13 protein-coding genes are annotated in these 13,741 nt (G+C 70.5%); 7 read left to right on the top strand and 6 right to left on the bottom strand.

Features of this window, described 5'->3' with window-relative positions:
• Positions 1 to 2: 2 nt before the first annotated feature.
• From VXC91_RS06525 to VXC91_RS06515, 3 genes are all read right to left on the bottom strand, one after another.
• Positions 3 to 251 carry a hypothetical protein gene (locus VXC91_RS06525; protein ID WP_329505797.1) on the bottom strand — a complete coding sequence of 83 codons (249 nt, stop codon included), beginning with the start codon at positions 249 to 251 and terminating at the stop codon, positions 3 to 5.
• A 71-nt stretch (positions 252 to 322) separates the two neighbouring features.
• A complete protein-coding gene (locus VXC91_RS06520; protein ID WP_329505796.1) occupies positions 323 to 826 on the bottom strand; it encodes a sigma factor-like helix-turn-helix DNA-binding protein in 504 nt (167 codons plus the stop codon).
• Positions 827 to 1,038: 212 nt separating this feature from the next.
• Positions 1,039 to 1,545 carry a MarR family winged helix-turn-helix transcriptional regulator gene (locus tag VXC91_RS06515; protein WP_329505895.1) on the bottom strand — a complete coding sequence of 169 codons (507 nt, stop codon included), beginning with the start codon at positions 1,543 to 1,545 and terminating at the stop codon, positions 1,039 to 1,041.
• A 163-nt stretch (positions 1,546 to 1,708) separates the two neighbouring features.
• On the opposite strand from VXC91_RS06515, the gene ilvA reads away from it, so the two are divergent.
• The 3 genes from ilvA (at position 1,709) to VXC91_RS06500 (ending at position 4,996) form a co-directional block, all read left to right on the top strand.
• Positions 1,709 to 2,938 (top strand): threonine ammonia-lyase, encoded by a 1,230-nt coding sequence (gene ilvA, locus VXC91_RS06510; RefSeq protein ID WP_329505795.1) that lies wholly within the window; start codon positions 1,709 to 1,711, stop codon positions 2,936 to 2,938.
• A gap of 193 nt (positions 2,939 to 3,131) precedes the next feature.
• Positions 3,132 to 4,142 (top strand): ATP-binding cassette domain-containing protein, encoded by a 1,011-nt coding sequence (locus tag VXC91_RS06505; protein WP_329505794.1) that lies wholly within the window; start codon positions 3,132 to 3,134, stop codon positions 4,140 to 4,142.
• Positions 4,139 to 4,996: an ABC transporter permease gene (locus VXC91_RS06500; protein WP_329505793.1), complete on the top strand. Its 858-nt coding sequence runs from the start codon at positions 4,139 to 4,141 to the stop codon at positions 4,994 to 4,996. Before VXC91_RS06505 ends, VXC91_RS06500 begins: the two co-directional genes overlap by 4 nt.
• Positions 4,997 to 5,086: 90 nt before the next feature.
• Here VXC91_RS06500 and greA read toward each other — a convergent pair whose 3' ends face one another.
• Entirely contained in the window at positions 5,087 to 5,587 is a 501-nt protein-coding gene (gene greA / locus VXC91_RS06495) for a transcription elongation factor GreA (protein WP_329505792.1), read from the bottom strand.
• A gap of 168 nt (positions 5,588 to 5,755) precedes the next feature.
• A complete protein-coding gene (locus VXC91_RS06490; protein WP_329505791.1) occupies positions 5,756 to 6,154 on the bottom strand; it encodes a DUF4307 domain-containing protein in 399 nt (132 codons plus the stop codon).
• Positions 6,155 to 6,312: 158 nt separating this feature from the next.
• Here VXC91_RS06490 and mca point away from each other — a divergent pair, with 158 nt between their 5' ends.
• Positions 6,313 to 7,185 (top strand): mycothiol conjugate amidase Mca, encoded by an 873-nt coding sequence (gene mca / locus VXC91_RS06485; RefSeq protein WP_329505790.1) that lies wholly within the window; start codon positions 6,313 to 6,315, stop codon positions 7,183 to 7,185.
• Positions 7,186 to 7,197: 12 nt separating this feature from the next.
• Positions 7,198 to 7,473, top strand: a complete 276-nt coding sequence (locus VXC91_RS06480) for a hypothetical protein (RefSeq protein WP_329505789.1) — start codon at positions 7,198 to 7,200, stop codon at positions 7,471 to 7,473.
• A 73-nt stretch (positions 7,474 to 7,546) separates the two neighbouring features.
• On the opposite strand, the gene VXC91_RS06475 is transcribed toward VXC91_RS06480, so the two are convergent.
• The gene (locus VXC91_RS06475) at positions 7,547 to 10,744 is read right to left on the bottom strand and encodes a tetratricopeptide repeat protein (protein ID WP_329505788.1); all 3,198 of its coding nucleotides are present in this window, start codon (positions 10,742 to 10,744) and stop codon (positions 7,547 to 7,549) included.
• Positions 10,745 to 11,001: 257 nt separating this feature from the next.
• Here VXC91_RS06475 and VXC91_RS06470 point away from each other — a divergent pair, with 257 nt between their 5' ends.
• Both VXC91_RS06470 and VXC91_RS06465 read left to right on the top strand, forming a co-directional pair.
• Positions 11,002 to 13,041: a thioredoxin domain-containing protein gene (locus VXC91_RS06470; protein WP_329505787.1), complete on the top strand. Its 2,040-nt coding sequence runs from the start codon at positions 11,002 to 11,004 to the stop codon at positions 13,039 to 13,041.
• A 193-nt stretch (positions 13,042 to 13,234) separates the two neighbouring features.
• A partial coding sequence (locus VXC91_RS06465) for a glycosyltransferase family 2 protein (RefSeq protein ID WP_329505786.1) occupies positions 13,235 to 13,741 on the top strand: 507 nt, incomplete at its 3' end.

Below are 13,741 nucleotides of genomic sequence, written 5' to 3'. Positions count from 1 at the left end.
TCTCACCAGCCGCTGATCGGTGGAGTCGTCGTGGACGGCGGCTCCGCCCAGGGCCGGGCGAACGACGCCCAGATCGCGAAGGCGAGGGCCGCGGCGAACAGCGCCAGCCACAGCAGCCGGCGCACAACCGTCCGGCGGCGCAGCATCCGGCTGCCGCGCCGCACCACCTCCGGGTACAGGTCGGGCGGCACCGGGGGCGGCGTCCGCTCCAGCATCCGCCGTACGGCGGCCTCACGGTCGCGCAGATGCATCGGTCACCTCGGTTCCCGTATTCGGTGCGGGCCGCACGGGAGGGCGTCGCCCGTTGTCCGGCACGGGCCGGTCACGACGGGGCCACCTTCGCGACGGGCACCGTGGGTGCCGGCCGGGCCGGCGGGTGCAGCAGCGTCGCCGTCGCCCGTGCGCAGATCGCGCGCACTCGCTCGGTGGGCAGTCCCAGCAGCGCCGCCGTCTGCTCCTCGGTCACACCTTCGTACAGCCTCAGCACGAGCATCAGCCGCTCCCGGGGGGTCAGCCCCGTGAGGATTCCGCCCCCCTTCGGTCGGTGCCGGCCGAAGGCCCCGTACCGGTGCCATGCCTCGCGTGCGAAGCGGGTGACGAGCTGCTGGCGCGCCCGGTCGTAGGGGTCGTCGCCGCGCAGCCGGTCCCAGGAGGCGTACGTCTCGGCGAGGGCCAGCGTCAGCAGACGCCGCGCGCGCGGGTTCTCGTCCGGGGCCTCCGCGGTGAGCAGGGTGGCAGCGTGCAGCAGCCGTCCGGCCGCGCCGGCGACGAACGCCTCGAAGTCCCGGGCCCGGCGGGCCTCTTGGGACGCATGCCGTTCTCGCACCGCGCCTCCCGCCTGAGGGCGACCATGAAAGGTTCGGTACCTCGCCGTGCGGCGGCAGCCGTGCCCGCACGGCGAGAGGACGCGTGCGGGATGCCGGAGCGCGTACGACAGGGACCCGATCTCATATGAGACCGGCGGCGCCCCCGGGGTCAAGAGCCGGGAGCGCACGCACGCGTGCGTGCGGGGAGATGACGTACGCAGTGCCCCGGGACTCAGGACGGCTGCTGTGCCTCGGTTCCCGGTACGACGTGTGATGTCTGCCGGGCCGAAAGGGCCGTGTTGAAGCGCGTGAGGAGCGTGCAGAATTCCTGGCGCTCCGCAGGCGTCCAGTCGTGTGTCAGTTCGGCCATGAGCTGTCGTCGCGAGGAGCGCACCTCCTCCAGGCGGGACAGTCCGCGCGGGGAGAGCTGGAGCACCACCGCGCGACCGTCCTCCGGGTGGGAGGTGCGCTTGACGAGACCGGTGTCGACCAGCGGGGCCACCTGCCGGGTGACCGTCGACGAGTCGATGCCCATGCTCGCGGCGAGCGCCTTGACGCCCATCGGGCCTTCCTTGTCGAGGCGGTTGAGCAGCAGGTACGCGGCACGGTCCATCGAGTTGCGCACCTGCCCGACCCCGCCGAGCCGCGTCTGTTCGGCGCGGCGCGCGAACACCGCGACCTCGTGCTGCAACGTGTCCAGAAGACCGGTGTCACCGACGGTCGACATGTCCATCGACATTTCAGGTGTTGTGGGCATGGCCGGGGGCTCAATTCATGCGTGGGAGCTGGGTTGGGGGACAGGGTACGCGGCCGGGGCGCGGGGCGTACCGGCGCTGCACAAACCCGTTCCGCGGCTTGGTCACACCCGCTGCGGGCAGGCGTGAACTGCGAGACTGGTGGTCATGAACTACAGCACGGCCGACTCCTTGCCCGCGGTGACGCTGGACGACGTCCGGGGCGCCCAGAAGATGCTCTCGGGCGTCGCGCGCGTCACTGCCATGGAGGGCAGCAGGCATCTGTCCCAGCTGGTCGGTACGCCGGTGCACTTGAAGTGCGAGAACCTCCAGCGGACCGGGTCGTTCAAGCTGCGTGGCGCGTATGTGCGCATCGCCGGGCTGCTGCCCGAGGAGCGGGCGGCGGGTGTCGTCGCCGCGAGCGCCGGCAACCATGCGCAGGGGGTGGCCCTCGCGTCCTCGCTGCTCGGGGTGCACTCCACGGTCTTCATGCCCAAGGGCGCTCCGCTGCCGAAGATCAGCGCGACCCGCGAGTACGGCGCCGAGGTCCGGCTGCACGGCCAGGTGGTGGACGAGACGCTGGCCGCCGCCCAGGAGTACGCGGCCGAGACGGGCGCGGTGTTCATCCACCCCTTCGACCACCCCGACATCATCGCCGGCCAGGGCACGGTCGGGCTGGAGATCCTGGAGCAGTGCCCCGAGGTGCGGACCATCGTCGTCGGGGTCGGCGGTGGCGGACTGGTCGCGGGCATTGCGACCGCGGTGAAGGCGCTGCGCCCGGACGTACGGGTGGTGGGTGTACAGGCGGAGGGCGCGGCCGCGTACCCGCCCTCGCTGGCGGCCGGGCGCCCGGTGTCGGTGGGGAACCCGGCCACGATGGCCGACGGGATCAAGGTGGGGCGGCCGGGGGAGGTGCCGTTCCGCATCGTCGAGGATCTGGTCGACGAGGTCCGCACGGTGTCCGAGGACGCCCTGTCCGCCGCTGTGCTGCTCTGCCTGGAGCGGGCCAAGCTGGTCGTCGAGCCGGCCGGCGCGAGTCCCGTGGCGGCGCTTCTGAGCGGTCCCGGCACCTTCGAGGGGCCGGTGGTGGCGGTGCTGTCCGGCGGCAATGTCGACCCGGTGCTGCTGCAGCGCATCCTGCGGCACGGCATGGCCGCGCAGGGCCGCTACCTCGCCGTCCGGCTGCGGGTGACCGACCGCCCGGGCGCCCTCGCGACGCTTCTCGGGGTGTTGTCAGTGGCCGACGCTAATGTCCTCGATGTGAGTCACGTACGGACCGACCCGCGGCTCGGGCTCACAGAGGCGGAGGTCGAGCTGCACCTGGAGACGATGGGCCCGGAGCACTGCGCCGAGGTGGGCCAGGCGCTGCGGGAGGCGGGTTACACCATCATCGACTGAGGTCGGGGGCGTCGTCGTAACCCGGTGGAAAAATGCATTGGCAGACGCGATACATCGCGTTACGGTGTGACCGTCTCGCCGTCTGCGCCCTCATCGCGGTTGTTCGCCGCCGCGCGGGCGGAAAACCCATCGAGCGGACGACGCCCGAATCGTACGCTCATTGCCCCGATTCCCAATGACGTGGAGAACTGATATGCCAGGCGCCATCTATGCCGAAGGTCTGGTGAAGACCTTCGGCGACGTAAGGGCTCTGGACGGCGTCGACCTAGATGTCCCCGAGGGCACCGTGCTGGGCCTCCTGGGTCCGAACGGCGCGGGCAAGACCACCACGGTCCGCTGCCTGACGACCCTGCTGCGCCCCGACAGCGGCACGGCGCTCGTCGCGGGGATCGACGTGCTCAAGCATCCCGACGCGGTGCGCCGCTCGGTCGGTCTGTCCGGCCAGTTCGCCGCCGTCGACGAGTATCTGACCGGCCGTGAGAACCTTCAGATGGTGGGGCAGCTCTACCAGATGAAGGCGAAGGCGGCGAAGCAGCGGGCCGCCGAGCTGCTCGAGCAGTTCCACCTCACGGAAGCCGCCGACCGCCCCACGAAGACCTACTCCGGCGGTATGCGGCGCCGCCTCGACCTCGCGGCCGCACTCGTGGTCCGGCCGCCCGTGATGTTCATGGACGAGCCGACGACCGGTCTCGACCCGCGCAACCGCCAGCAGCTGTGGGACGTCATCAAGCAGCTCGTCTCCGGCGGCACGACGCTCCTGCTGACCACTCAGTACCTCGAAGAGGCCGACCACCTGGCGCACGAGATCGCCGTGGTCGACCACGGCCGTGTCATCGCCCGCGGCACCTCCGACCAGCTCAAGGCGCGCACCGGCGGCGAGCGCGTCGAGGTCGTCGTGCACCAGCGCGAGCACATCGCGACCGCCGCCGAGGTCCTGCGCGGCTTCGGCAAGGGTGAGACCACGGTCGAGGACCACATCCGCAAGCTCACCGTCCCCGTCACCGGCGGCGCCAAGCTCCTTGCCGAGGTCATCCGGGAGCTGGACACCAACGGCATCGAGATCGACGACATAGGGCTGCGCCGTCCCACCCTGGACGACGTCTTCCTGTCCCTGACCGGCCACGTGGCCGACGAGAAGCCCGAGGACAACGGCGAGGCCGAGAACCCCAAGGCCCGCAAGCGCACAAAGGAGAGCGCCAAGTGAGTGCAGTCACCGACACCGTGGCCGCCGCGGCGCCGGCGAACCCGATCAGCCAGTCCATCCGCGACTCGCTGGTCGTCGCGAAGCGGAATCTGATCCGCATGACCCGGATCCCGGAGATGGTGATCTTCGGGCTGATCCAGCCGATCATGTTCGTGGTGCTGTTCAGCTACGTCTTCGGCGGTTCCATGCAGATCGGCGGCAGCACCAGCCCCGAGGCCTACCGCAACTTCCTGATGGCCGGGATCTTCGCCCAGACCGTCACGTTCGCCACGGCGGGCGCCGGCGCGGGCATCGCCGACGACATGCACAAGGGGCTCATCGACCGCTTCCGCTCCCTGCCCATGGCGCGGGGCGCGGTGCTCACCGGGCGGACGCTGGCGGACCTTGTGCAGACCGCACTGACCGTGTTCGTCCTCTCGATCGTCGCCCTGCTGGTCGGCTGGCGCGTGGGCTCCGACGGCGACACCAACGTCGGCAAGGTGCTGGCCGCGTTCGGCCTGCTGCTTCTGACGGGGTACGCGTTCACCTGGATCGGCGCGCTGATCGGACTCTCGGTGCGCACGCCGGAGGCGGCCACCTCGGGCGGGCTGATCTGGCTGTTCCCGGTCACGTTCATCTCGAACTCGTTCGTGGACACCACCCATATGACGCCCTGGCTGCGGCACATCGCCGAGTGGAACCCGTTCAGTGCCACCGTTCAGGCCTGCCGCACGCTGTTCGGCAACCCGGGGGTCTCGCCGTCGGACGCCTGGCCCATGGCCCACCCCGTCCTGGCGTCACTGATCTACTCGGTCGTGATCATCGCGATCTTCCGGACGCTGGCGGTGCGGAAGTACCGCTCCGCGACGGCTTGACGCGACGCGTCCCCGGGGCCGCCCCGGGGACGGCGATGCCCCCGGTGCCGCAAGGGCGCCGGGGGCATCGTCAAAGGTGTCAGGGGAGGCTCATCCCTGGTAGGGCTCGGCCTTCAGGATCTTCACCGAAGCCTTCTTGCCGTTCGGCAGCTCGTACTGCGCGTCCTCGCCGACCTTGTGGCCGAGGACGCCGGCGCCCAGCGGGGACTGCGGCGAGTACGTCTCGATCTCGGCGCTCGCGTACTCGCGGGAGGCGAGCAGGAACGTCAGCGTGTCGTCCTCGTCACCGTCGAAGGCGATCGTCACGACCATGCCGGGCGCCACGGCACCATCGGCCGAGGTCGGAGCCTCGCCGACCTTGGCGTTCTCCAGGAGCTGGGTCAGCTGGCGCACACGGAGCTCCTGCTTGCCCTGCTCCTCCTTGGCCGCGTGGTACCCGCCGTTCTCGCGCAGGTCGCCCTCCTCGCGCGCAGCCGCGATCTTGGCGGCGATCTCCGTGCGCGCAGGACCAGTAAGGTACTCAAGCTCGTCCTTGAGCTTGTTGTACGCCTCCTGAGTCAGCCAGGTGACGTTCTCGCTGGTCTGGGTCACAGGTGCTCCTCGTCGGTACTGGGAATACAAAGCATCGCCCTACCCAGAAGAATGGTCCTTCACGAGTGGGCGAAACCACGAGCCTAACAATTCAACGGCCAAAGGGGGAGGACATAAGCCATCAGAATTATGTCAACGCAGGTCAGCGCCTACGCGAGAAGGGTGACGTCAGTCCGCGTGGCAGCCGAGCAGCTCCGCCGTGGTGCCCAGGGACGTGGTGCGCAGGGTGACGACCTTGTCGATGCGCGTGGCATGCCCGCCGAACCGGAAGTCCGCCCGGCCCACCTCGGAGCCGTCCGCCGCCTGCGAGCGCAGGGTGCAGTAGCCGGCGGCGTCCGCGTCCTTGCGCACCTCCAGATGAACCTTGACCGCGTCCTGTGAGGCCTCGAAGGTGATCACCTCGCCGCTGATCTTGCTCTGGACGACGTAGTGATAGGCGAACAAACCGACGACGATCAGCAGTACCGCGCCCAGCGCGCTTCCGGCGATCTTGAGAGTGCGATCGGCGCGTTCGTCCGCGGAGCGGCCGTAGCGGCCCTGGGGCAGCCCCGTGCTCGCCGTGCTCATGATCGTCCTCTCGGCAGGGACCAGGACAGACGTCCCGGATGGGGCGCTCCGGGACCGGACCCGGAATTTTTCACCCCCCCGATTCGGTCACTATAGAAGCCGCTCATCGCGCCGAAACACACAGGGCGCCCACTTGTCGACTTACTGAGGATCGAGTCTTGACTGACCAACTGCGACTGATGGCCGTGCACGCCCACCCCGACGACGAGTCGAGCAAGGGCGCGGCCACCATGGCGAAGTACGTGTCCGAGGGGGTGGACGTGCTGGTGGTGACCTGCACGGGCGGGGAGCGCGGCTCCATCCTCAACCCCAAGCTCCAGGGCGACAAGTACATCGAGGAGCACATCCACGAGGTACGCCAGAAGGAGATGGACGAGGCCCGGGAGATTCTCGGCGTCAAGCAGGAGTGGCTGGGCTTCGTCGACTCCGGACTGCCGGAGGGCGACCCGCTGCCTCCGCTTCCCGAGGGCTGCTTCGCCCTGGAGGACGTCGACAAGGCGGCCGGCGAGCTGGTCCGCAAGATCCGCGCGTTCCGTCCGCAGGCGATCACCACCTACGACGAGAACGGCGGTTACCCGCACCCCGACCACATCATGACCCACAAGATCTCGATGGTGGCGTTCGAGGGCGCCGCGGACACGGAGAAGTATCCGGAGGCGGAGTTCGGCCCGGCGTGGCAGCCGCTGAAGCTGTACTACAACCAGGGCTTCAACCGCCCCCGCACCGAGGCCCTGCACCAGGCGATGCTCGACCGCGGCCTCGAGTCGCCCTACGGGGACTGGCTCAAGCGCTGGAAGGAGTTCGAGCGCACCGAGCGCACGCTGACCACCCACATCCCGTGCGCGGACTTCTTCGAGATCCGTGACAAGGCGCTGATCGCGCACGCCACACAGATCGACCCCGACGGGGGCTGGTTCCGGGTCCCGATGGACCTTCAGAAGGAGGTCTGGCCGACGGAGGAGTTCGAGCTCGCGAAGTCCCTCGTGGACACCTCCCTCCCGGAGGACGACCTCTTTGCAGGCATCCGCTAGCCCTGAGGGACAATGCCTGACATGAGCGCAAGCGCGAGCCTGGCAATGACGCACCTCGTCACCTTCGCCGAGGTGGACCAGAACAAGGTCACCCCCGGTGTCCTCGGCTTCATCGTCTTCGCGGCGATGGCGCTGGTGGTGTGGCGCCTGATGCGGTCCATGAACAAGCACATGGGCAGGGTGGACTTCCAGGTGAAAACCGAGGAGGACGCCTCCGGCGCCGCCGGTAAGGCCGGCGAGAAGGGCCCCGGCTCGGTCGGGGGGACGCCCAAGGCCCAGCGGGGCTGAGGGCTCCCACGAAGGGTTTCCCCAGGGGCTGTGCGCGACGGATGCCGGGCGCAGCCCCCGTTCAGGGTGTCCGTCAGCTGCCGGCGGTCACTGTCACCCCCATGACCTCGCGCGCGTGCCGCCCCGGCACCATCCCCAGGCGCCACGCCTGCCAGCCGCCCTCCAGGTTCACGCCCCGCTCCAGCAGCAGCCCGTACGCCCCGACGTAGTCGTCCAGCTTCTCGTCCCTCGCCGGGTGATACGTGCGCGAGAGCTGGGCCAGTTCCTCCTGGGCGACCGCCGCGCCGACCTCGGCCCCTCCCGGTGAGGCATAGGGCAGGAGGGAACAGCGCAGGAAACGGGCCCAATCCTCGCCCCTGCGGTCACCGTAGGAGGTGAACAGGTCCAGCGCCTCGTCGCACAGGGCCAGCGCCTGCTGCGTACGGGCGTTCCCGGCGTCCACCACCGCCAGCTCCAGGCACGTCCAGGCCTCGCCATGGGCCACACCGATGCGCTGGAAGTCCGCCTTCGCGTCCACCAGCAACTGGCGGGCGAAGCCGGAGTTGCGCAGCGAGCCGGTCCGGGCCGCCCGCTGATCCCGGGTCACCCGCGCCGAGTGATGCCGGGCGCAGGCCAGCCCGTACACGTCCCGCATCCGCGAGAACATCGTGCGCGCGCGCTCCAGATCGCGGACCGCCTGGTCGAGGTCACCGGCCTCCTCCAGGGCCTGACCGAGGTAGTAGACCGTCCAGGCCTCGCCGCGCGCGTCCTCGTTCTCGCGGTGGCGCGTGGCGGCCCGGCGCAGGTCCTCGGCAGCCGTGGAGGTGTCACCGGCGAACAGGCGGGCGCGGGCCAGCTGGGTCAGGGCCCAGGCTTCGCCGCGCACGTCATGGGTGCGGGCGTGCAGATCCAGCGCGGTACGCAGCTCGCTCTCCGCACGTGGCACGTCCCCCATGCGGAGGACGAGCTGGCCCAGCTGGAAGTGCGCCCAGGCCTCGCCGTGCACCGACGCGTTCTCCCGGTGCAGCACCAGGGCCTCGGTGAGCAGCTCCAGCGCCTGGTTCAGCCGCGCACGGTCGCGCTCCACCGCGGCCAGCGCGTGCATCGTCCACGCGCGGTCGGCCGCCAGCTCGGGGGAGGCCTGGAGGTCCATCGCCTCCTGGAGCTTCGACGCCGCCTCGGTGAGATTGCCCTGGTGATGGAGGGTGATGCCGAGGGAACACAGCGCCGTGGCGGCGCCCGCGTCGTGGTGCGCCTCGAAGTAGAGGTCGACCACGGAGGCCAGGGTCGTCCGCGCCTTGTCCAGCTCGCCCAGCTGGCGTGCCGCGATGCCCGTGCGCCACTGCACCGAGCGCACCAGAAGCCCCTGGCCGACGGCCTGCGTCAACTCGCTGATCTCACCCAGGCGGTAGAGGTCGCCACGCAGCAGGCAGTAGTCGCACAGGGCGCCGAGAAGGTTCAGCACCGCCGCCTGGTCGACGCCCTCCGCGTGCCGCAGGGCCGCGGTGATGAAACTCGACTCGTCGTCGAGCCAGCGCAGCGCGGCGTCCAGGGACGTGAAGCCATGCGGTCCGAAGCGGTCCGAACGGGTCGACATGTTGCCGTCCACCAGGCGCAGCACCGAGTCCGCCAGCTCCGCGTGGTTCACGATCAGACGTTCCTGCGCCGCCGTGCGCTCGGCGGGCTCCTCCTCGTCGAGGAGCCGCGCCTGGGCGAAGTCCCGTACCAGGTCGTGCAGGCGGTACCGGCTGCCGCGGACGTGATCGATCAGGCCGGCGCGGGCCAGCGTCTGCAGATGCCGGGCCGCGTCCTGATCGTCCGTGGCCAGCAGGGCCGCCGCCGCGGCCGCACCCAGTGAGGCACGGCCCGCCAGCGCCAGCCGTCGCAGCAGACGCCGTGCCGCCTCAGGCTGGTCGGTGTAGCGCAGCCACAGGGCACGCTCCACCGGTCCCACCGGCCCGTACGCGGCGAGGTCCGCGGCCAGTTGGCGCGGAGTGCGCGGGCCGAGCGACGAACCGGCGATGCGCAGCGCCAGCGGCAGACCGCCGCACAGCTCCCTGGTGCGGTCGGCGGCCTCGGCGTCGTACGGCCCCGAGCCGTCCTGGGCCGCCGCGGTGAGCAGTTCCTCCGCGCCCGCCTCGTCCAGTGCCCCGACCGGGAGCTGGTGGACGTACGCCGGCACGTCCTCCGGCAGGTCCAGCGGTTCCCGGGCCGTGACGAGCACCAGGCTCTCGGACCGTTCGGGGAGGAGGGTGCGCACCTGCTCCGGGTCGGAGGCGTCGTCCAGCACGATCGTGACCGGCAGGTCCGTCAGATGCTGGTGGTACAGCTCGCTCAGCCGCTTGACCTGGTGTTCGGGAGCGGAGCGCTCACGGAACAGGAGCTGTTCACGGGGTGCGCCGAGCCGGTTGAGCAGATGGAGCAGGGCGTCGCGGGTGGACAGCGGTTGCCCCTCGGCGCTGTCCCCGCGCAGGTCCACCACGCATGCGCCGCGGAAGTGGTCCCTGAGATCGTGTGCGGCGCGGACCGCGAGCGAGGAGCGGCCCGAGCCGGGCGGCCCGTGCAGGACGACCACCGTCGGCTTGGTCTCCGTGCTCGCGCGGGCCGACTGGACCCACTGCCGGATCTGTGCCAGCTCCTTGCGCCGGCCCGCGAACGGGCCCACCGGGTCGGGAAGTTGTCCGAAGGACTGCTCGAGCACCGTGCGCCTGAGGGCCGCGGCGCTCTTGTCGGTGCGGCGCAGCCGGGGCGAGCCCTTCGTCGGGGTGCTCGAGGTGATCACCCGCTGCTGGTCGAGGAAGGGGCGGATGCCGCGGACCTCCAGGGCGGTCAGCCACTGCAGGCGCAGCTGCTCGGGGCCGCCGGGCCGGCCGAGCTCACCGGCGCGCCGGCTGGCCGCCGGCAGATGGGACGCCGTCACCTTCGCCACCGTGGCCGCCGCGCCCACCACCGCGACGGTCACGCCGGTGCCCAGTGCCGTGCCGCCGTCCGTGCCCAGCGCGAGATCCGCGACGCAGGCCGCGACCGCGGCGACGGCGGCCACCAGGAGCGCCGTTCCGGCACCCTCCTTCGCATACCGCTGCCCGAAGGTCAGCCGGCCGGCGTCCGCCTCGTCGAGGGCCCGCGTGTACGCCTCGTACTCCTCCGAGGCCGTCTGCGCCATGGCGTCGAGCGCTTCGCGCGCTCGCGACAGCAGTACGGTCCCCTCGGTGCGGCCGCCCGAGCGGCGCACCTCCTCCTCCACGGCCCGTGCCAACAGCCGCTCGGCTTCCGCTCGATGGCTGTTCCACATGTCACGTCCCCCTCCGGCGTCAACTCCATTGTTTTTCAGTGTCCTTCGAGGAGGGCGTCCGCGCGAGGGTGCCGACGATCACGGATCCGGTTCGGTCACGTCGCCATGGTCCGCTCGTCCGTGTGACCGGCGCGCCGGCCCCGGGGCACTCTCGTGAACGATCTTGTCGCGCAGCGGATCTCCGAGGTGCTCCGGCCGCATCGAGGAGGATCACGCCGTGGTGCGACGGCCCGGGCCGTGTCGGGCAGGATGGAGGTATGCCGAACCGACTGGCTCATGAAACATCCCCCTACCTTCTCCAGCACGCCGACAACCCGGTCGACTGGTGGCCCTGGTCGGAAGGGGCTTTCGACGAGGCCCGGGCGCGCGATGTCCCCGTACTGCTGAGTGTCGGCTATTCGAGCTGCCACTGGTGCCATGTCATGGCGCACGAGTCCTTCGAGGACGAGACGACGGCGGCGTATCTGAACGAGCACTTCGTGAGCATCAAGGTCGACCGCGAGGAGCGACCGGACGTCGACGCCGTGTACATGGAGGCCGTCCAGGCCGCCACCGGGCAGGGCGGCTGGCCCATGACCGTCTTCCTCACCCCGGGCGCCGAGCCGTTCTACTTCGGCACCTACTTCCCGCCCGCTCCCCGCCACGGCATGCCCTCCTTCCGCCAGGTCCTCGAAGGCGTCCGGCAGGCCTGGGCCGAGCGGCGGGAGGAGGTGGCGGACGTCGCCGGGAAGATCGTGCGGGATCTCGCCGGGCGGGAGCTGCAGTACGGCGACACGAGGACCCCCGGCGAGGCGGAGCTCGCCCAGGCGCTCCTCGGTCTGACCCGCGAGTACGACCCGCAGCTCGGCGGCTTCGGCGGTGCTCCCAAGTTCCCGCCGTCCATGGTCCTGGAGTTCCTGCTGCGCCACCACGCCCGCACCGGCTCCGAGGGCGCCCTTCAGATGGCGCAGGACACCTGCGAGCGCATGGCCCGCGGTGGCATCTACGACCAGCTCGGTGGCGGCTTCGCCCGCTACTCCGTCGACCGCGACTGGGTGGTCCCCCACTTCGAGAAGATGCTGTACGACAATGCCCTGCTGTGCCGTGTGTACGCCCACCTGTGGCGGGCCACCGGATCCGGGCTCGCCCGGCGGGTCGCCCTCGAGACCGCCGACTTCATGGTGCGCGAACTGCGCACGAAGGAGGGCGGGTTCGCCTCGGCGCTCGACGCCGACAGCGACGACGGAAGCGGTCGGCATGTCGAGGGCGCCGCCTATGTGTGGACACCCGCGCAGCTCGCGGAGGTCCTCGGCCCCGATGACGCCGAACTCGCCGCACGGTACTTCGGCGTCACCGACGAGGGCACCTTCGAGCACGGCGCCTCTGTCCTCCAACTCCCCTCGCAAGAGGGTGTGTTCGACGCCGAGCGGATCGAGTCGATCAGGCGACGCCTGCTCGGGAGCCGGGCGGAACGCCCCGCCCCGGGTCGCGACGACAAGGTGGTCGCCGCCTGGAACGGCCTGGCCGTGGCCGCCCTCGCCGAGACCGGCGCCTACTTCGGCCGTCCGGACCTCGTGGAGGCCGCGATCGGCGCCGCCGACCTCCTCGTACGGCTGCACATGGACGAGCGCGCCCGTCTCGTCCGTACGTCGAAGGACGGCCGGGCCGGCGCCCATGCGGGTGTGCTGGAGGACTACGCCGATGTGGCCGAGGGGTTTCTGGCGCTGGCCTCCGTCACCGGGGAGGGTGTCTGGCTGGAATTCGCCGGGTTCCTGCTCGACCATGTGCTCATCCGTTTCACCGACGACAGCGGTGCGCTGTACGACACCGCGGCCGACGCGGAGAAGCTCATCCGCCGTCCTCAGGACCCCACCGACAACGCGACCCCCTCCGGCTGGACCGCCGCCGCGGGCGCCCTTCTGTCGTACGCGGCACAGACCGGATCCGAACCCCATCGCGCCGGGGCGGAGCGGGCGTTGGGCGTGGTGAAGGCACTCGGGCCGCGTGTGCCGCGCTTCGTCGGCTGGGGGCTCGCCGTCGCCGAGGCGTTCCTCGACGGCCCCCGCGAGGTCGCGGTCGTCGGTCCGGCTCTCGACGATCCGGCCACAAGGAGCCTGCACCGCACGGCACTTCTGGGCACCGCACCGGGTGCGGTGGTGGCGGTGGGGACCCCGGGCAGTGAGGAACTGCCGCTCCTCGGTGACCGAATTCTGGTCAATGATGAACCGACCGCCTATGTCTGCCGTGACTTCACCTGTGACGCCCCGACCACCGATCCGGAGCGGCTCCGCAGGGCTCTGAGCAGCCAGAACACCTGATGGAGCGCCGCGTTCCGGCGGCGTGACCGGTCACGGTGCCGAGCAGATCCCGCCAGATGGGCACCCGCCCCGAAACAAACTATTTATCTGAAGAGCTCCCGGACTTCACAGTTCCCACTTAGTCTCTCCATCGTGCCGCGACAGGTGTGCCACCCTGTCGCGGTAGGGGGTTTTGGGGATCTGGGGGGATCTGTTGCTGACGTCTGTCTTCATCGCTGCCGTTTCACTGGCCTTGTTCTGGATGGCGGCTTTCACCCTGTGGTGGCAGATGCACGCGTGGCGTACGCCCGAAGTGCTTGCCTCCACCCGGTTCGGCAGCCCGGACGGTGGTGAGCACCTGTCCTTCTCGCTGCTGCTGCCCGCGAGACATGAACAGGCCGTGCTCGACCACACGATCCAGCGGCTGCTGGAGTCCACGCACACCGACTACGAGATCGTCGTCATCGTGGGGCACGACGACCCGGGGACCGCCGAGGTCGCCCGGCAGGCCGCGGCCCGGGACGGGCGCGTCCGCGTCGTCGTCGACCACCATGAGAAGAAGAACAAGCCGAAGGCCATGAACACGGCGCTGCCGCACTGCCGCGGCGACGTCGTGGGGGTCTTCGACGCCGAGGACCAGGTTCATCCGGAGCTGCTCGCCCACGTCGACCACGCGTTCCGCACCACGGGTGCGGACGTCGTCCAGGGCGGGGTGCAGCTC

Origin of the sequence: Streptomyces chiangmaiensis, assembly GCF_036281785.1 — a bacterium.
Classification (GTDB): Bacteria; Actinomycetota; Actinomycetes; order Streptomycetales; family Streptomycetaceae; genus Streptomyces; species Streptomyces chiangmaiensis.
The sequence above is the reverse complement of the archived record's forward strand: the minus strand, read 5'-3'. Positions and strand labels throughout refer to the sequence as shown.